Raw genomic sequence first — 17185 nt, 5'->3', positions numbered from 1 at the left:
CGTGTACGTCCGCCACCTGAGCATCGGCGACTTCCGCAGTTACCCCGCCGCCGAGCTGGCCCTGGAGTCGGGGGTGACGACGCTCGTCGGGCTCAACGGACAGGGCAAGACCAACCTCGTCGAGGCGATCGGGTACGTCGCCTCCCTGACCAGCCACCGGGTCGCGACCGACCAGCCACTCGTGCGGTTCGGCGCCGAACGGGCCATCGTGCGGGCAGCGGTGGTGCGCGACGAGCGGGAGAGCCTCGTCGAGCTGGAGATCACGCCCGGGAAGGCCAATCGCGCCAAGCTCAACCGCTCTCCCCTTCCCCGCACCCGCGACGTGCTGGGCACGTTGCGCACCGTGCTCTTCGCCCCGGAGGACCTTGCGCTGGTCAAGGGTGACCCCGGGGAGCGGCGCCGGTTCCTCGACGACCTGCTCGTGCAACGTCAACCCCGCTGGGCCGGTGTGCGCTCGGACTACGACAAGATCGTGCGCCAGCGGGGTGCCCTGCTGAAGTCGGCCGCCTCCCTGCTGGGCTCGAAGCGGGGTCGCCGCCGCCGCAGCCCGGCCGTCCCCGAGGGCGCCGACCCGGCGGCCGCGGCCGAGGACGCCTTGCGCACCCTCGAGATCTGGGACGAGAACCTGGCCACCGTCGGGGCGCAGCTGCTCTACGCTCGCCTGCGCCTGCTGCGTGACCTGGTGCCGCACCTCCAGGCGGCCTATCGCGAGGTCAGCGCCAACCAGTCGCTGGCCACTGTGGTCTACCGCTCCTCCCTGCACGAGGAGGCCGCCGAGGCGATCGCGGCCGGCGAGGTCCCGGAGGTGGAGGAGCTGCGCTCGATGATCCTCGAGTCCCTCGCCCGGGTGCGCGACCAGGAAGTCGAGCGCGGGGTCAATCTCGTCGGCCCGCACCGCGACGACCTCGTGCTGGGGCTCGGGCCGATGCCGGCGAAGGGGTACGCCTCCCACGGGGAGTCGTGGTCCTTCGCCCTCGGGTTGCGTCTGGCGGCCTACCACCTGCTGCGTCACGACCTCGGTGACGACCCGGTGCTGGTCCTCGACGACGTCTTCGCCGAGCTCGACAGCGGTCGCCGTGAACGACTGGCCGGGCTGATCAGCGACTGCGAGCAGGTGCTCATCACCGCCGCGGTCCCCGCGGACGTGCCGGAGTCGCTGGCGGGGCGGCGCTACACCGTCTCGCTCGGTGAGGTCGGCGAGCCGACGTGAACGATGGTGAGGACGCTGAGGTCGGGCCGAGCATCGAGGACGCGGCCTCGTCCGCTCTCGCCCGCGCCCGCGCCATGGCGACCAAGAAGGGCCTGCGCCCGGGGATGAAGCCTCGGCCCAAGCGGCGCCGGCAGCACCCCCGGGCTCCGAAGGGCGCCCGCGGGCGCGACCCGAAGACCATCGGCGACCAGGTCGATAGCCTCGTGGACAATCGCGGCTGGCAGGTCGATGTCGCAGCCGGCTCCGTCATGGGCCGATGGGACGAGATCGTCGGCAATCAGGTGGCCGAGCACTGCCAACCGGTCAGCTTCGAGGACGGGGTGCTGTCCGTGCGCGCCGACTCGACGGCCTGGGCCACCCAGATCCGACTGCTGTCCAGCTCACTGCTCGGCCGGATCACCGACGCGGTCGGTCCCGACGTCGTCCACGAGCTGCGGGTGCACGGACCCAGTGCCCCCTCCTGGTCACGTGGCCCCCGTCGATCCAGTGACGGCCGCGGTCCGCGCGACACCTACGGCTGAGTCACATGGCACCCGCCTACCGATACCCCAGCACTCGATTGGCGCACCCCCCGGGTTGTTATGGCATCGTGAGGTGCTGCTCTTGATTCCGAGAGCGCGAATGCCTATGAGGAGTTCCCCATGAGCGGTCCGGAGGACGGGCGGGGCGGCGACGCCTTCAACGACTTCTTCGGTGACCCCAGCCCGTCCGGACGGATCCGTCCGGCGGCGGAGCAGCACCCGACGAGCAGCCCCGGTGACGCTTCCACCACGCGCATGGACGCCGGCGGTGGGGAGGACGCTCCGACCCAGCCGACCCCTGCGGCGGAGCCGTCGCACGAGCCGACCGTCGCGACAGGCGCCGTCCCGGAGAGCTGGTGGGCCGACGAGCCCGCACCGACGCCAGCAGCGACCGCGTCGACCTGGGAGACCACGTCGACGCCGCCCCGCCAGGACCGGGAGCCACCACGCAAGGGCATCACTCCCCTCGGCCTCGTGGCCATGCTCATCGGTGGCGTCCTGCTCGGCGGCCTGTTCGTCGGTGGCGTCATGGCCCTGAGCGGTGACGACGACGGGCAGCCGACTGCCCAGGAGACCGTGACCGAGACCAGCTCGCCCACCTCGACCAGCGAGCCGAGTGAGTCGTCCAGTGACACCTCGTCGAGTCCGTCGTCGAGCTCCTCGTCCTCCTCCAGTTCCTCCTCGAGCTCGACGACGGCCGAGCGTACGGGCAAGAAGCCGGACGACGTCTCCCGCTGCGCCGGCCCCTCCGACGGAGTGGCCGTCGGTACCGGCTCGGGCGTGACGTCCTGCGAGTTCGCCCTCGCCGTGCGCGATGCCTATGTTGCGGGCGACTCCGCCGGGAAGGCGAACCTGCGGGTGACCTCCCCGGTGACCAACAAGGCGTACACGATGAGCTGCTCCGGTGACGCGGTCACGACGTGCACCGGCGGCAACAACGCCGTCGTCGTCCTCTACTGATCGTGCTGCGCCGCCTGGCCGGGGCCGTCACCCTGGCCCTGGCGGTGGCCGCGTGCTCGTTCCCGGGTGGTTCCGAGCCGTCGCCGTCGCAGACGGCGCCCACGCCCACGCCCACGCCCACACCCACGCCCACACCCACGGCCTCGTCGACGAGTGACCAGGACCGCCGCGCTCTGGACTCCTCGCTCGTCACGGACCTGACCAAGGTCCTGCGGGCCCACGACGAGGCCGAGGTGTCCCTCGCCCTGACCCCTGTCGGCTCGCACGAGCGTCCACGGGTCCTCGGTGACGCGCCGCCGCTCATCGCCTGGTCGACGATCAAGGTGCCCCTGGCGTTGGCCGTCCTGCACTCCGGGAACGAGGCCACAGCGGACATCGACGCGGCCCTGACCGCGTCGGACAACGCGGCCGCTCAACGTCTCTGGGAGTCCCTCGGCCCCCCGAGCGAGGCCTCCGACGCCGTCGAGGCGCAGCTTCGCCGTGGCGGCGACGCCCGCACGCAGGTTCCGGCAGCGGTGACCGTGCCCGGGTACTCGGCCTTCGGCCATTCGACCTGGCGCCTGACGGACCAGGCCGCCTTCACCGCCGCCCTCCCCTGCCTGCGTGGGTCGTCCCCGGTCACCGACGCGATGAGTCGGGTGGTCGCGGGCCAGCAGTGGGGCCTCGGCGGGATCGACGGTGCCCGCCTCAAGGGCGGATGGGGACCCACTCCCGAGGGCTACGTCGTGCGCCAGCTCGGTATCGTCCCGGGCGCGAAGGGAGAGACCGCTGTGGCCGTGCAGGTGCGCACCGGGACCCACGAGCAGGGGACGGCCATCATGGACGAGGTCGCCGAGGTGCTCGATCACCACCGACGGGACCTGCCCACCGGCTCCTGCTCCTGAGCCGACGAGCACCGGGGACGACCACGACAGGAGCGCGGCTCAGAGCGCCTGAGGAGCCGGTCGACGTACCGGGAGTCATCAACCGCAGGGATATGCAGCGAGAACGGCCGTCATGGGCCCCTCAGATGCGTCGTAGCAGTCCCCGGAGAGGTAGGATCGGGGGGTTGTGGCCGAGGCGCCGACCCTGCCGGGTCAGCCCACGGCAATCCGTGCACGCACTCGAGGAGCACCGTGGCAGACGAGCAGTCGCCGTCAAAGATCCAGCCGACGACACCGGACCCCGGTGGACCCGAGTACGACGCGAGCGCCATCACCGTGCTCGAGGGCCTGGAGGCCGTGCGCAAACGGCCCGGCATGTACATCGGCTCGACCGGCGAGCGCGGTCTGCACCACCTCGTGTGGGAGGTCGTCGACAACGCCGTGGACGAGGCGATGGCAGGCTACGCCGACACCATCGACGTCACGCTCATGGAGGACGGCGCGGTCCGGGTCAAGGACAACGGCCGCGGCATCCCCACCGACATCCACGAGGCCGAGGGCGTCTCCGCGGTCGAGCTCGTCCTGACCCAGCTGCACGCGGGCGGCAAGTTCGGTGGCGGCGGCTACAAGGTCTCCGGTGGCCTGCACGGCGTCGGCTCCTCCGTCGTCAACGCCCTCTCCTCCCGAATGGACGTGTGCGTGCGGCAGAAGGGCCATGCCCACCGGATGTCCTTCGAGCACGGGGTGCCGACCGGCCCCCTTCGCCGGGAGGAGGAGACCGACGCCACCGGCACGACGATCACCTACTGGCCCAACGACGGGATCTTCGAGTCCGTCGACCACGACTTCGAGACGATCCGCGCCCGGTTCCAGCAGATGGCCTTCCTCAACAAGGGCCTGACGATCAACCTCGTCGACGAGCGCATCGTGGAGCCGACCGAGGAGGAGCAGGACGAGGACCTCGACCGCGTCGACGACGACATCACCGAGGTCGTCGACTCGGAGGAGGCCACCGCAGCGCCGAAGAAGGCCCGCAAGGTCTCCTACCGCTACGACAACGGCCTCGTCGACTACGTCGAGCACCTCGTGGGCTCCAAGAAGGCCGAGCCGATCACGAGCGAGATCATCGACATGGAGAACGAGGACACCGAGCGCGAGCTCTCCCTCGAGATCGCCATGCAGTGGACGACCGCCTACAGCGAGTCGGTCCACACCTACGCCAACGCGATCAACACCCACGAGGGCGGCACCCACGAGGAGGGCTTCCGTTCCGCGCTGACCAAGATGATCAACGACTTCGCCCGCCGGCAGAACATGCTCAAGGACAAGGACGACAACCTCACCGGTGACGACATCCGCGAGGGCCTGACGGCGGTCATCTCGGTCAAGCTCAGTGAGCCGCAGTTCGAGGGCCAGACCAAGACCAAGCTGGGCAACTCCGAGGTCAAGGGTTTCGTCCAGCGGGCGATGACCGACGAGTTCGGCCACTGGCTCGAGATGCACCCCAACGAGGGCAAGGACATCGTCCGCAAGGCGATCCAGGCCTCGGCCGCGCGGATGGCCGCGCGCAAGGCCCGCGAGGCGACCCGCCGCAAGGGGCTGCTCGAGTCCGGTGGCCTGCCCGGCAAGCTCTCCGACTGCCAGACCAAGGACCCGACGGTCTCCGAGGTCTTCATCGTCGAGGGGGACTCCGCGGGCGGGTCGGCCAAGGCCGGGCGCAACCCGTGGAACCAGGCGATCCTGCCGATCCGCGGGAAGATTCTCAACGTCGAGAAGGCCCGGATCGACAGGATCCTCGCCAACCAGGAGGTCCAGGCGCTGATCTCGGCCTTCGGCACGGGCATCGGTGAGGACTTCGACATCACCAAGGCGCGGTACCACAAGATCGTGCTCATGGCCGATGCCGACGTCGATGGCATGCACATCCGTACGCTCCTGCTGACGCTGCTCTTCCGCTTCATGAAGCCACTGATCGAGGCGGGCTACGTCTACCTCGCCCAGCCGCCGCTGTACCGCCTCAAGTGGTCCAACCACACCCACGGCTTTGCCTTCACCGACCGGGAGCGCGATGCGCTGATCGCGCAGGGCCAGGCGAAGGGGTGGCGCCTGCCGAAGGACAACGCCGTCCAGCGCTACAAGGGGCTCGGCGAGATGAACTACCAGGAGCTGTGGGAGACCACGATGGATCCCGAGTCCCGGGTCCTCCTGCAGGTGACCCTCGACGACGCTGCCGCCGCCGACGAGATCTTCGCCGTGCTCATGGGCGAGGACGTGGAGTCCCGACGCAGCTTCATCCAGAAGAACGCCCGCGACGTGCGCTTCCTCGACATCTGAACGCTCAGGGGGCTTCGCCCCCCCCCGAGTGCCCCCCAAGACCCGCGGGGCTGGCTCCCCGAGTACCCCCTTCGGCAACGACCCCGAGGTGACCTGACCACATGACAGACATCCCCACCACCGACGAGCAGCACGACCGCAGCGAACCGATCGACCTCAACGCGGAGATGCAGCGCAGCTACATCGAGTACGCGATGAGCGTGATCGTCTCCCGTGCCCTGCCGGACGTGCGCGACGGCCTCAAGCCCGTGCACCGCCGCATCGTCTACGCCATGTACGACGGTGGTTACCGCCCGGACCGCGGGTACAACAAGTGCTCGCGCGTCGTCGGCGACGTCATGGGCCAGTACCACCCGCACGGTGACACCGCGATCTACGACGCGATGGTCCGCCTCGTCCAGCCGTGGTCGCTGCGCTACCCGCTCATCGACGGGCAGGGCAACTTCGGCTCCGCCGGCAACGACGGTGCGGCCGCGCCGCGGTACACCGAGTGCAAGATGGCGCCGCTGTCCCTGGAGCTGGTGCGCGACATCGACCAGGAGACGGTCGACTTCGTCCCCAACTACGACGGCAAGACGATGCAGCCGGACGTGCTGCCGGCTCGCTTCCCCAACCTGCTGGCCAACGGCTCCGCGGGCATCGCGGTCGGCATGGCCACCCAGATCCCGCCGCACAATTTGCGCGAGGTCGCCGCAGCCGCCCACTGGATGCTCGACAACCATGAGAGCACCCGTGAGGAGGCTCTCGAGGCGATCATGGGGATCATCAAGGGCCCGGACTTCCCCACCGGAGCGCTGATCATGGGTACGCGCGGCATCGAGGACGCCTATCGCACCGGCCGCGGCTCGATCATCATGCGTGCGGTCGTGGAGGTCGAGGAGATCCAGGGCCGCACCTGCCTCGTCGTCACCGAGCTGCCCTACCAGGTCAACCCGGACACGCTCGCGCAGAAGATCGCCGAGATGACCAAGGAGGGTCGCCTCTCGGGCATCGCGGACCTGCGCGATGAGACCTCCGGTCGTACCGGCCAGCGCCTGGTGATCGTGCTCAAGCGAGACGCCGTCGCCAAGGTCGTCCTGAACAACCTCTACAAGCACACCCAGCTGCAGACCACGTTCGGCGCCAACATGCTCGCCCTGGTCGACGGCGTGCCGCGCACCCTGCCGGTCTCGGCCTTCATCCGGCACTGGGTCGAGCACCAGATCGACGTCATCGTCCGGCGCACCGAGTACCGGCTGCGCAAGGACGAGGCCGCGATCCATATCCTGCGCGGCTACCTCAAGGCCCTCGACATGCTCGACGAGGTCATCGCGCTGATCCGCCGCTCACCGACGGTCGAGGAGGCCCGTGAGGGCCTGATCGAGCTGCTCGACGTCGACGAGGTGCAGGCTCGGGCGATCCTCGATCTCCAGCTGCGCCGTCTGGCCGCGCTGGAGCGGCAGAAGATCATCGACGAGCACGACGAGATCGAAGCCAGGATCATCGACTACAAGGACATCCTCGCCAAGCCCGAGCGGCAGCGTCAGATCGTGCGCGAGGAGCTGACCGAGATCGTCGACCGCTACGGCGACGACCGGCGCAGCCGGATCCTGCCCTACGACGGTGACGTCGCGATGGAGGATCTGATCCCCGAGGAGGACGTGGTCGTCACCATCACCCGGGGCGGCTACGCCAAGCGCACGCGGGTGGACGAGTACCGGGCCCAGAAGCGCGGTGGGAAGGGGGTGCGTGGCGCCACCCTGCGCGGGGAGGACGTGGTGCGCAACTTCTTCACCACGACCTCGCACCACTGGCTGCTCTTCTTCACCAACATGGGCCGGGTCTACCGGATCAAGGCCTACGAGCTGCCGGAGGCGGCACGTGAAGGCAAGGGCCAGCACGTGGCCAACCTTCTCGCCTTCCAACCGGATGAGCAGATCGCCGCCGTCTACGCGATCAAGGACTACGAGGTCGCGCCGTACCTCGTGCTCGCGACCAAGCGTGGTCTGGTGAAGAAGACTCGCCTGAGCGAGTACGACTCACCGCGTACCGGAGGTCTCATCGCGGTCAAGCTGCGCGAGAACGACGAGCTCATCGGCGCCGGTCTGGTCCACGCGGAGGACGACCTGCTGCTCGTCTCGCGCAATGCCCAGTCCGTGCGGTTCCACGCCACGGACGACGTCATCCGCCCGATGGGCCGGTCGACGAGCGGTGTCACGGGGATGAAGTTCCGCGAGGGTGATTCGTTGCTGGCCCTCAACGTCATCCCCGACGGCAGCGACCCGGACGTCTTCGTCGTCTTCGAGAAGGGGGTCGCCAAGCGCACCGCCGCCTCGCAGTGGACGGCCAAGGGTCGTGCCGGGCTGGGAGTCCTGGCCGCCAACTCCGAGAAGGGAGGCCAACTCGCGGGTGCCCTCGTCGTCGACGAGCACGACGAGGTCATGGTCGTGATGGAGAAGGGCAACATCGTCCGCTCTGCCGTCACCGAGATCAACCGCACCAGCCGCAACACGCAGGGCGTCAACTTCGCGAAGCCGCGCAAGGGCGACTCGATCGTTGCCGTCGCCCGGAATGTCGATCGTGGCGAAGACACGGAGATCGAGGACGGGGAGGTAGCGTCAGACCCTGACGCGAAGTCCGCCGAGACCGACTCGGCGGAAACCAGCCAGCAGGGGGATGCCCCCGGAGGTGACGGCGAGTGAGTTCACCAGGAGACACCACGACGATGAGGACATCGTCCGGCTCGGCGAGCCGTCCGCAGGGCGGTCCCGCCCCCAAGCCCGCACCCAGGGGTGGACGTCGGGTGCGGCTGATGGTCTCCCGGGTCGATCCCTTCTCGGTCATGAAGGTCGGCTTCCTGGTGTCCGTGGCCATGGGCATCGCCTTCGTGGTCATGACGGGTGTCGTCTGGATGCTCATGGGGGCCATGGGTGTCTTCGAGTCCGTCAACGAGCTCGCCGGGCAGATCATCGGTGAGGGCTCGGGCCAGGAGTTCGACATCATGGACTTCGTCGGCTTCGGTCGGGTGCTGTCGCTGGCGATCATCGTGGCCGTCATCGACGTCATCCTGATGACGGCGATCGCGACGCTCGGAGCCTTCCTCTACAACGTCGTGGCGAGCCTGGTCGGCGGCATCCACATGACCCTGACGGACGATTGATCCGCGCCGCGACGCCGTTTTGGAATCGGCGTGCGGAGTGGGGTACTGTCGGGCGTCGCACCAAGGGTGCACGCGGGCCTATAGCTCAGCTCGGTTAGAGCGCTTCCCTGATAAGGAAGAGGTCCCTGGTTCAAGTCCAGGTAGGCCCACCACGGGCGGTGAAGGAGAGATCATGAAGAAGGTTCTCGCCCTCGCCGCCGCTGCCGTAGCCGGGGCAATGTACGCCCGGCGCAAGGTCGAGCAGCAGCGTTCCGAGAAGGACCTGCACGCTGCGACCTCCCGGATGAGGACGTCCACCGCAACGAGCGGTGGAGCATGGGCGGCTGCAACGGACCGCCCGTCCTGATCCACCAGCCCTCGGGGGCGTGGCGCAATTGGTAGCGCACCTGCTTTGCAAGCAGGGGGTTGTCGGTTCGAGTCCGATCGCCTCCACCGAGAAGAACGGCCTCTGACCCGCGGAAACGCAGGGCAGGGGTCGTTTGTCCGTTCGCGGGATGACAGCCCCTCAGCCGCGGCACCCGGAAGTCACCTGGGTATTGTCCTGACACAGGGTCGGCTGTCGTGAGCGACATCGGTGGCATCGCCCCGGATCCGTGTCCTCATTCTTCCAAAGGCTCTTGTTATGCGTACCGTGTTCCGTCCCGACGACCCCGACGTCAATGGATACGATCTGCTGACGAGTCTGGTCGTGCCCCGACCCATCGCCTGGATCACCACCGTTGATGCCGATGGGATCGGTAACCTCGCACCGCACTCGTTCTTCAACGTGGCCTGTGCGCGGCCGCCCATGGTCAGCTTCACGTCGATTGGCCGCAAGGACACACTGCGCAATGTCCTGGCCGTGGGCGACTTCGTGGTCAACATCGTCTCGCACGACCAGGCAGAACTCGCCAATGCCAGCAGTGCACGTTTCGACGCAGATGTCGACGAGGCCGAGGTCCTGGGGATTCGGCTCGAGCGCAGCGACGTGGTTGAGGTCCCGCGAGTTGCGAATTCGATGGCCGCCATTGAATGCACCTTGCACACGAACCTTGATCTGGACACCGCGAATCTGGTGATCGGTGAGGTCAGGGCGATCTCGGTGCGCGACGAGGCGTTGGTCGGCGGGCGACCCGTGATGGACGTGCTCCGGCCCGTCTCGCGCCTGGGCAGGAACGAATGGGGACTTCCGCCGGAGGTGTTCCGGCTGGACCGTCCCGGACGGCCGCCGTCGGGGACTTCCTCGCGACATCGGCCCGGATGAGGGCGCCTGCCCGGGCCACCAGCCACGGGTCGTCGGTGTGCACGAGGTGGAAATGCGGGGTTCGACTCCGTCTCGGGGTGGTCAGCTCGGCCCCGGGGGTGCCTGACCTTCGAGGTCGGCGAGGTCGGCAGCCGTGCCGAGGGTGTCGACGAACGTGTCCAGATGATCCAGAAAGGCCTCGCGCTCCGCAGCCGGCAGAGCGGAGAGCGCGTGCTCGTGGTCGGCGAGCTGCCGCGCGAGGTCGGACCGCAGAAGGCTCCATCCGTCGGCACTGACTTGCACGAGGTACGCGGGGGAGTCCTCTGGGCGGAACCGGGTGATGACGCCCGCGTCGAGGGCGGCGTGCACCTGCCGGTTGACCGTCGACTGCTCCAGTCGCAGTTCCTCGGCGATGCGCCGCAGCGTGCGCGGCTCACCATCCCTCAGCAGCCACAGCAGTCGGCCCTCCGCCACCCGGATCTGCTGCCGCGCCTCGGCCGCCCGGCGCACGGCCGCCCAACGAGCGGTGATGCGCACGGACCTCCAGGCCGGGCCCTCGTCCGGGGTCAGCGACGTCACGGCGGCCTTTCGTTGGTTCCAACAACTCTGTGTATAGTACACAAGTCGATCTGTGTACATTACATACCCCATATGGGGGAAAGGACCTGGATGACCTCCCCTTCGCCGCTGGCCACCTCGCCGAGCCGCTTCTCTCCCGCTCTGGTCATCGCGACCCTCTGCCTGGGCAGCCTCAGCGGCGCTGTCATGCAGTCACTCGTCATCCCCATCCAGGGCCAGCTGCCACGACTGCTGGGGACCGATGCCGGCAGCGCATCCTGGGCGATCACCGCGACGCTGCTGGCGGCGGCCATCACGATGCCCGTCTCCGGGCGACTGGCCGACCTCTTCGGCAAGAAGCAGGTCCTCATCGTCTCGGCTGCTCTCCTGTTCGTCGGCTCCGTCGTCGCGGCCCTGACGAGCAGCCTGGTTCCCTTCCTCATCGGTCGGGTCCTGCAGGGCATGGCGATGGGTTACATCCCCGTGGCGATCAGCATGGTGCGTGAGATCGCCCCGAGGGAACGGCAAGCCGGAGCCGTCGCCGCGGTGAGCGCCACCATGGGCGTCGGCGGCGGACTGGGGCTGCCGCTGTCCGCGTGGATCGCCCAGGACTACTCCTGGCACGGCCTCTTCTGGTTCTCGGCCGGGCTGGCCGTGCTCGTCCTGATCACCACGGTCGTCGTCGTTCCCACCGTCCACGACGCCTACCCCGCGCACATCAACATTCCGGGCATCATCGGGCTCGCAGCAGGACTGTCAGCCGTCCTCATCGGGGTCAGCAAGGGTTCGCAGTGGGGCTGGGGCTCCGGCAGCACGCTGGGCAGCATCGCCGCCGGGGTGGTGGTCCTGCTCGTGTGGGGCGTCTACCAGCTCCACCACGACGACCCGATCGTCGACCTGCGTACGACCGTTCGGCGACCGGTTCTCTTCACCAACATCGCGGCCCTGCTCATCGGCTTCGGGATGATGGCCCAGGCGATCGTCCTCCCGCAGCTGCTCGAGATGCCCGAGGCCACTGGATACGGCCTCGGTCAGACCCTGCTGCAGACCGGACTGTGGATGGCCCCCGGCGGCCTGATGATGATGGTCTTCGCGCCGGTCTCGAGCCGCCTCATCAACGGCATCGGCGCCAAACCGACCCTCGCGATCGGCGCGGTCGTCACGGGGGCCGGCTACGTGGTCGCCACCGGCCTGATGCAGGCCCCGTGGCAGCTCATGGTCGCCAGCCTCGTCGCGAGTGCCGGTGTCGGGATCGGCTATGCCGCGATGCCGACCCTCATCCTCGACAACGTGCCGGCCCACGAGGCGGGCGCCAGCGTCGGCGTCAACGGCCTGATGCGCTCCGTCGGCACCACGGTCGCCGGGGCCGTCATGGCCGCGATCCTCACCAGCCGCACGATCTCGCTGGGCGGGCACATCATCCCCGACGAGACCGCCTTTCGGATCTGCTTCGTCGTGGGAGCCGGGGCGGCCTTCGCCGGCGCGCTCGTCTGCCTCTTCATCCCGGGGAAGAACGCGGAGCAGGTTGCCGAGCCCAGGAGGGGCATGGTCCTGGCTGACGCCTGATGGCCATGGCGCGGGCGAAGGGGGCGACTGCCGGCGTCGCGGAGAGGCCCACCGAGTGGCCCACGCACGGTGTGCACCCCAACCATGACGAAGGGGGCCGACCCGCAGCAGCGGATCGGCCCCCATTCGTCACGCGGGGTGGAGCTCACAGCTTGTCGTCGCCCTCCACCGGGAGGTCACCGTCGAGGTGGTCCGGCGTGAGGTCGGCGTGCTCCGCACCGTCGGTGGTGGACGGGACGGCCGAGTTGTCCGCCCAGTCACGCGCGTTGGTCCACGCGTCGGCTCCCTCGGGCTGGTCCTGCCCGGAGTCGCTCGCCTCGGCCGAGGTGTCCGGGGCGACCGGCTCGGCCGGGGCGGCATCCGCGGCCTCGGCGGCCGGGGCAACGCCCGTGGCAGCGAGACCGCCGGCGACGGAGGAGTCACGGCCGGTGCTCGGGGCCTTGTAGGGGTCGCCGGTGGGGACGGCCCACGGATCCTTCTTCGGCCCCTGCTTCTGCTTGGCCACGACAGCGGCGACGCCACCGGCGACGACCGCCAGGAGGAGCAGCTTGCGCTTGCGGCCCTTCTTCTTGGGCTTGGCGTTGCCCTTGGCGGCCTCGAGGGCGGCGGAGGGGTCCTGCTCGTCACGCAGGGCGGCGAGTACCTCCGGACCGCGCACGACGGCCTCGTCGGCAGCCTTGCGGCCGGCGGCGACACCGGCAGCGGCGAGGCTGCCCGCGGTACCGACGAACTTCTCGCGGGCGTCGGCGACGTCCCGGCCGAGGTCGTCCCTGGTCCGGGCGACCTCCTTGCTCACGTCGTCCTTGGCCTTGCGGGCCTTCTTCCCCTGCTTCTTCGCCTGCTTCTTGGCGTCCTTGGCGGCGGCCTTGCGACGCTTCTTGGCGTCCTTCTTCGCCTCCTCGGCCTGCTGGCGCAGCTCGGCGGCGCGAGCGGACGCCGTCTCGCGAGTGGTCGCGGCCTGCTCGGCGGCGGCGGCCCGAAGCTCCTGCGCGCGCTCGCTGCTGTGCTCGGTCTGCTCGGCGACCTTGTCGATGATCTCGTGGACCTTGACCGCAGCGGTCTCGGCGGTCTCGTGGGCGCGAACGCGCCCGTCCTCGACCTTGTCGTTCTTCTTGAACACCATTCCTCCTGCGCGATGGACTACACCCCCATCCTGCACTGGATCGTGGCGGAGCAAAACCGAGAGCACCACCAGGACCCGGATCGTCCACCTGTCGGAACCGCTGACTACGATGAGGGCATGAAGGCGATCCTGCACACGAACCACGGCGACATCTCCATCGAGCTGTTCCCCAACCAGGCCCCCAAGACGGTCGACAACTTCGCCGGTCTCGCTACCGGTGAGAAGGAGTACACCGACGACGCGGGCCGCTCCAACCCCACGAAGTTCTACGACGGCCTCGGCTTCCACCGGATCATCCCCGGCTTCATGATCCAGGGCGGTTGCCCGCTGGGTCAGGGCGTCGGCGGCCCCGGCTACGCCTTTGACGACGAGATCCACCCCGACCTGACCTTCAGCAAGCCGTACCTGCTGGCCATGGCCAACGCCGGCAAGCAGATGGGCAAGGGCACCAACGGATCCCAGTTCTTCGTCACGGTCGGTGAGACCCCGTGGCTGAATGGCAAGCACACGATCTTCGGCGAGGTCTCCGACGCCCCGAGCCGCGAGGTGGTCGACACGATCGCCGCCGTCCCGACCGGTGCGATGGACAAGCCGGCCGAGCCGGTCACCATCGACTCCGTCGAGATCATCCAGGACTGATCACGTGACCCAGCCGCCCCCCGGCTGGGGAGGAACCACCGGGCCGCACGACGGTGCCGGTGGTTCCGACGTTCCGGTCTGTCCCCGGCACCCCGACCGCGTCTCCTACATCCGCTGCCAACGATGCCGCCGACCGGCGTGCCCTCAGTGCCAGCGCAGCGCCGCCGTGGGTGTCCAGTGCGTGGACTGCGTCCGACAGCAGGCGAAGGGGGAGCGTCGCCCGGTCACCGTCCTGGGCGGGCGAGCCGGTGCCGACAAGCCGTACCTGACGATGACGATCATCGCGGTCTGCGTGCTGGTCTGGATCGGCGAGCAGCTCTCGCCGCGGGTCTTCCAGGAGGTCGCGTTCGCGCCGGCCCTCGGGCCGAGCCAGCCCTGGCGGCTGCTCACCTCGGCCTTCGCCCACAGTCCGAACCAGATCATGCACATCGGCTTCAACATGTTCGCGCTGTGGATCGTCGGCGGCTACCTCGAGCAGATGCTGGGGTGGGTGCGTTACCTCGCCGTCTATCTCGTGACCGCCCTCGCCGGGTCGGTGACGTGGTTGCTCTTCCAGCCCGTCGACCCCAGCGACCCCGGGGCCTACACCCCGATCGTGGGTGCCTCGGGCGCGGTCTTCGGGCTCTTCGCCGCGGTGATCGTGCTCAACCGTCACCTCGGCCGTGACAGCTCGGGGATGCTGGCCATCATCGGCATCAATGCCGTCCTCGGCTTCATCATCCCCAACGTGGCCTGGCAGGCGCACCTCGGTGGGCTGGTCGCCGGGGCGCTCGTCGCGCTGGCCCTGACGGTGGCACGCTCCCGGCGCAGCCCGGTCATCGCCTGGGCCGGGATCCTCGGCGTCCTCGCCGTGGTCGTCGCCCTCGCCGTGGGCAAGTACGCCCTCTCGCCGACCGGGCTGATGCCCCTCATCTGAGCGAGTTACACCCATGTAATTGTCCCCAAGTGGGGACAAGTCTGTGGACAACTCGAGTTGTCCACAGTTACCTGTGGGGAGTGCACGAGGGCCCGCACGTCCGACCAGGACGTGCGGGCCCTCGTGGTCCATCCAGAGCCGGGTGGCTACTTCCACCGGGTCGTCATGGCGAAGCCGGCCAGGATGAAGGCGAAGCCGATCCCGAGGTTCCACATCCCCCAGCTGGGGACGGGGTACTGCTGGCCGGTGATGTAGAACGTCACGACCCAGACCAGGCCGATGATCATCAGCGCGAGCATCACCGGGACGAACCACGGCGGGTTGCCGACGCGTTGCGCCTTGGCCTTGTGCCGCTGCTTGGCCTCCGCCGCCTGGGTTGCGGCCTCGGCGGTGGCGCGCTTGCTCGGGTCGCCGGAGCGGGAGAGCTGGCTGGCCTTGGCCTTCCCGGAGGTGGCTGCGGCCTTCTTCGGGGTGTCCTTCGCGTCATCGGCGGACTTCGCCACGGCGTGCTCCTTCAAGGTGTCAGGTTCGTGGCCTAGCGTAGAGGTCTCCACCGGTGCGATCGAGCGAAGGGGGTGGGACACGCGTGGGCGAGGACGAGACCCCTGCCGACGAGAAGGTGATCCGCTCCCGTGAGTCGGCGCCCGGGGCAGACCCGCCGCGCCCGCGGGCCGGGCGCATCCGCGCGTGGCTGACGCACCGGCCCACCCGATGGTCGGCGCTGGTGCCCGTCATCGCGGTGGGCGCCGGGTTGCTCTTCGCCACGTCCGGCGCCACCGCCCGTGGCACCGACCTGCGGGCCGAGAGTGCCGACCTGCCGGGCATCATCAGGGAAGGCACCCGCGAGAACGAGCGGGCCTCGAAGCGGGTGGAAGGGCTGCGCGCGGACATCGACCGGCTCACCCGCGAGGCGGCTCCCGGCAGCAAGCGGCTGCGGGAGCTCGACAAGGAGGCCACGGCCGTGGCCGACGACGCCGGCCTGACGCCGGCCACCGGTGAAGCGGTCACCGTTTCCCTCGACGACGCCCACCTCGATGCCGACCAGATCCCCAAGGGCTTCACCGTCAACGACGTGATCGTCCACCAGCAGGACGTGCAGGGAGTCGTCAACGCGTTGTGGCGAGGCGGCGCCGAGGCGATGCAGATCATGGACCAGCGAGTGATCTCCACCAGTGCGGTGCGCTGCGTCGGCAACACCCTGATCCTGCAGGGACGTGTCTACTCCCCACCCTTCACGATCACCGCGATCGGCGACCCGGACGAGTTGCAGGAGGCACTCGCGAGGGACCCGGCCGTCGAGATCTACCGGCAGTACGTCGACGCGGTCGGTCTGGGCTATGAGGTGAGCGTGGATGAGGAGCAGGAGTTGCCGGCGTTCTCGGGGCGAAGCCGTCTGGAGTACGCCCGGGCGGTGTCCGACGACGGGTGAGGTCCATACTGGTCGGGTGAGCCAGATCCTCGTCGTCGACAACTACGACAGCTTCGTCTTCACCATCGTCGGATACCTGCAGCAGCTCGGTGCCGAGACGACGGTGGTGCGCAACGACGCGATCTCCCCCGCTGACGGCGCGGACTTCGACGGGGTGCTCGTCTCCCCGGGACCCGGCATCCCCGAGGAGGCCGGCGTCTCGACGGCGATGATCGAGGCGTGCGCGGAGCGCGCCCAGCCGATGCTGGGGGTGTGCCTGGGCCACCAGGCCCTCGGCATCGTCCTCGGAGCGAGGGTCGGGCGCGCGCCCGAACTCCTCCACGGCAAGACCAGCCGCGTCCTGCACGACGAGGACGGCGTACTCGCCGGGCTGCCCTCCCCCTTCACCGCGACGCGCTACCACTCGTTGACCGTCGACCCCGCGAGCGTGCCGGACGAGCTCGTGCCGAACGGGCACACCGAGTCCGGCGTCATCATGGCTGCCCGGCACCGAAGCCTGCCCCTGCACGGGGTCCAGTTCCACCCCGAGTCGGTCCTCACCGAGGGTGGCCACCGCATCCTCGCCAACTGGCTGGCGATCACCGGCGCCTCCGGTGCGGTCGCCCGCAGCGACGGCATGTCCCCCCTGGTCCGCGATGCCGAGGGCGTCGCCCGCGTCGTCGCGCAGGGCTGATCGCGGGGACGGCACCCCGGACGCGGTCAGCC

General features: G+C 69.2%; 17 protein-coding genes and 2 tRNA genes. 16 read left to right on the top strand and 3 right to left on the bottom strand.

All coding sequences use genetic code 11. The features are described from left to right. Window position 1 precedes the first annotated feature (1 nt). The 11 genes from recF to BJY20_RS08075 all read left to right on the top strand — a co-directional run bounded on the left by recF (window position 2) and on the right by BJY20_RS08075 (window position 10270). Entirely contained in the window at window positions 2–1210 is a 1209-nt protein-coding gene (gene recF, locus BJY20_RS08125) for a DNA replication/repair protein RecF (protein WP_185991066.1), read from the top strand. Continuing rightward, a complete protein-coding gene (locus BJY20_RS08120; protein ID WP_343062817.1) occupies window positions 1207–1731 on the top strand; it encodes a DciA family protein in 525 nt (174 codons plus the stop codon). The genes recF and BJY20_RS08120 overlap by 4 nt, the downstream gene beginning before the upstream one ends. Before the next feature lie 120 nt (window positions 1732–1851). Then, the gene (locus BJY20_RS08115) at window positions 1852–2691 is read left to right on the top strand and encodes a hypothetical protein (RefSeq protein WP_185991065.1); all 840 of its coding nucleotides are present in this window, start codon (window positions 1852–1854) and stop codon (window positions 2689–2691) included. A 2-nt stretch (window positions 2692–2693) separates the two neighbouring features. Then, entirely contained in the window at window positions 2694–3575 is an 882-nt protein-coding gene (locus BJY20_RS08110; protein WP_185991064.1) for a serine hydrolase, read from the top strand. A gap of 231 nt (window positions 3576–3806) precedes the next feature. After that, window positions 3807–5888 (top strand): DNA topoisomerase (ATP-hydrolyzing) subunit B, encoded by a 2082-nt coding sequence (gene gyrB, locus BJY20_RS08105; protein ID WP_185991063.1) that lies wholly within the window; start codon window positions 3807–3809, stop codon window positions 5886–5888. A 101-nt stretch (window positions 5889–5989) separates the two neighbouring features. Continuing rightward, window positions 5990–8569: a DNA gyrase subunit A gene (gene gyrA / locus BJY20_RS08100; protein ID WP_185991062.1), complete on the top strand. Its 2580-nt coding sequence runs from the start codon at window positions 5990–5992 to the stop codon at window positions 8567–8569. Between the two features lie 23 nt (window positions 8570–8592). Next, complete coding sequence (locus tag BJY20_RS08095; RefSeq protein WP_246297132.1) at window positions 8593–9027, top strand: DUF3566 domain-containing protein; 435 nt, start codon at window positions 8593–8595, stop codon at window positions 9025–9027. A 74-nt stretch (window positions 9028–9101) separates the two neighbouring features. Next, window positions 9102–9179 (top strand) — tRNA-Ile (locus tag BJY20_RS08090). A gap of 20 nt (window positions 9180–9199) precedes the next feature. Next, window positions 9200–9373 carry a DLW-39 family protein gene (locus tag BJY20_RS08085; protein WP_185991061.1) on the top strand — a complete coding sequence of 58 codons (174 nt, stop codon included), beginning with the start codon at window positions 9200–9202 and terminating at the stop codon, window positions 9371–9373. Between the two features lie 13 nt (window positions 9374–9386). After that, window positions 9387–9459, top strand: a tRNA-Ala gene (locus BJY20_RS08080). Between the two features lie 190 nt (window positions 9460–9649). Next, window positions 9650–10270 (top strand): flavin reductase family protein, encoded by a 621-nt coding sequence (locus BJY20_RS08075; protein WP_185991060.1) that lies wholly within the window; start codon window positions 9650–9652, stop codon window positions 10268–10270. A gap of 81 nt (window positions 10271–10351) precedes the next feature. On the opposite strand, the gene BJY20_RS08070 is transcribed toward BJY20_RS08075, so the two are convergent. Beyond that, window positions 10352–10828: a MarR family transcriptional regulator gene (locus tag BJY20_RS08070; RefSeq protein WP_221935280.1), complete on the bottom strand. Its 477-nt coding sequence runs from the start codon at window positions 10826–10828 to the stop codon at window positions 10352–10354. A 90-nt stretch (window positions 10829–10918) separates the two neighbouring features. Here BJY20_RS08070 and BJY20_RS08065 point away from each other — a divergent pair, with 90 nt between their 5' ends. Then, window positions 10919–12373 carry an MFS transporter gene (locus tag BJY20_RS08065; RefSeq protein ID WP_221935279.1) on the top strand — a complete coding sequence of 485 codons (1455 nt, stop codon included), beginning with the start codon at window positions 10919–10921 and terminating at the stop codon, window positions 12371–12373. A 145-nt stretch (window positions 12374–12518) separates the two neighbouring features. On the opposite strand, the gene BJY20_RS08060 is transcribed toward BJY20_RS08065, so the two are convergent. Then, window positions 12519–13493: a hypothetical protein gene (locus tag BJY20_RS08060; RefSeq protein WP_185991057.1), complete on the bottom strand. Its 975-nt coding sequence runs from the start codon at window positions 13491–13493 to the stop codon at window positions 12519–12521. A gap of 120 nt (window positions 13494–13613) precedes the next feature. Between BJY20_RS08060 and BJY20_RS08055 the strand changes: the two genes are divergently transcribed. Together BJY20_RS08055 and BJY20_RS08050 are read left to right on the top strand one after the other, a co-directional pair. After that, entirely contained in the window at window positions 13614–14135 is a 522-nt protein-coding gene (locus tag BJY20_RS08055) for a peptidylprolyl isomerase (protein ID WP_185991056.1), read from the top strand. 181 nt (window positions 14136–14316) lie between these two features. Continuing rightward, the gene (locus tag BJY20_RS08050; protein ID WP_343062816.1) at window positions 14317–15051 is read left to right on the top strand and encodes a rhomboid family intramembrane serine protease; all 735 of its coding nucleotides are present in this window, start codon (window positions 14317–14319) and stop codon (window positions 15049–15051) included. 146 nt (window positions 15052–15197) lie between these two features. Here BJY20_RS08050 and BJY20_RS08045 read toward each other — a convergent pair whose 3' ends face one another. Continuing rightward, window positions 15198–15554 (bottom strand): cell division protein CrgA, encoded by a 357-nt coding sequence (locus tag BJY20_RS08045; protein ID WP_185991054.1) that lies wholly within the window; start codon window positions 15552–15554, stop codon window positions 15198–15200. Window positions 15555–15637: 83 nt separating this feature from the next. Here BJY20_RS08045 and BJY20_RS08040 point away from each other — a divergent pair, with 83 nt between their 5' ends. Beyond that, window positions 15638–16480 (top strand): DUF881 domain-containing protein, encoded by an 843-nt coding sequence (locus BJY20_RS08040; protein ID WP_343062815.1) that lies wholly within the window; start codon window positions 15638–15640, stop codon window positions 16478–16480. A 16-nt stretch (window positions 16481–16496) separates the two neighbouring features. Continuing rightward, on the top strand, window positions 16497–17153 hold the full coding sequence (locus BJY20_RS08035) for an aminodeoxychorismate/anthranilate synthase component II (RefSeq protein ID WP_185991053.1): 657 nt from the start codon (window positions 16497–16499) through the stop codon (window positions 17151–17153). Window positions 17154–17185: the final 32 nt, after the last annotated feature.

This window comes from Janibacter cremeus (genome assembly GCF_013409205.1).
Classification (GTDB): domain Bacteria; phylum Actinomycetota; class Actinomycetes; order Actinomycetales; family Dermatophilaceae; genus Janibacter; species Janibacter cremeus.
The sequence above is the reverse complement of the archived record's forward strand: the minus strand, read 5'-3'. Positions and strand labels throughout refer to the sequence as shown.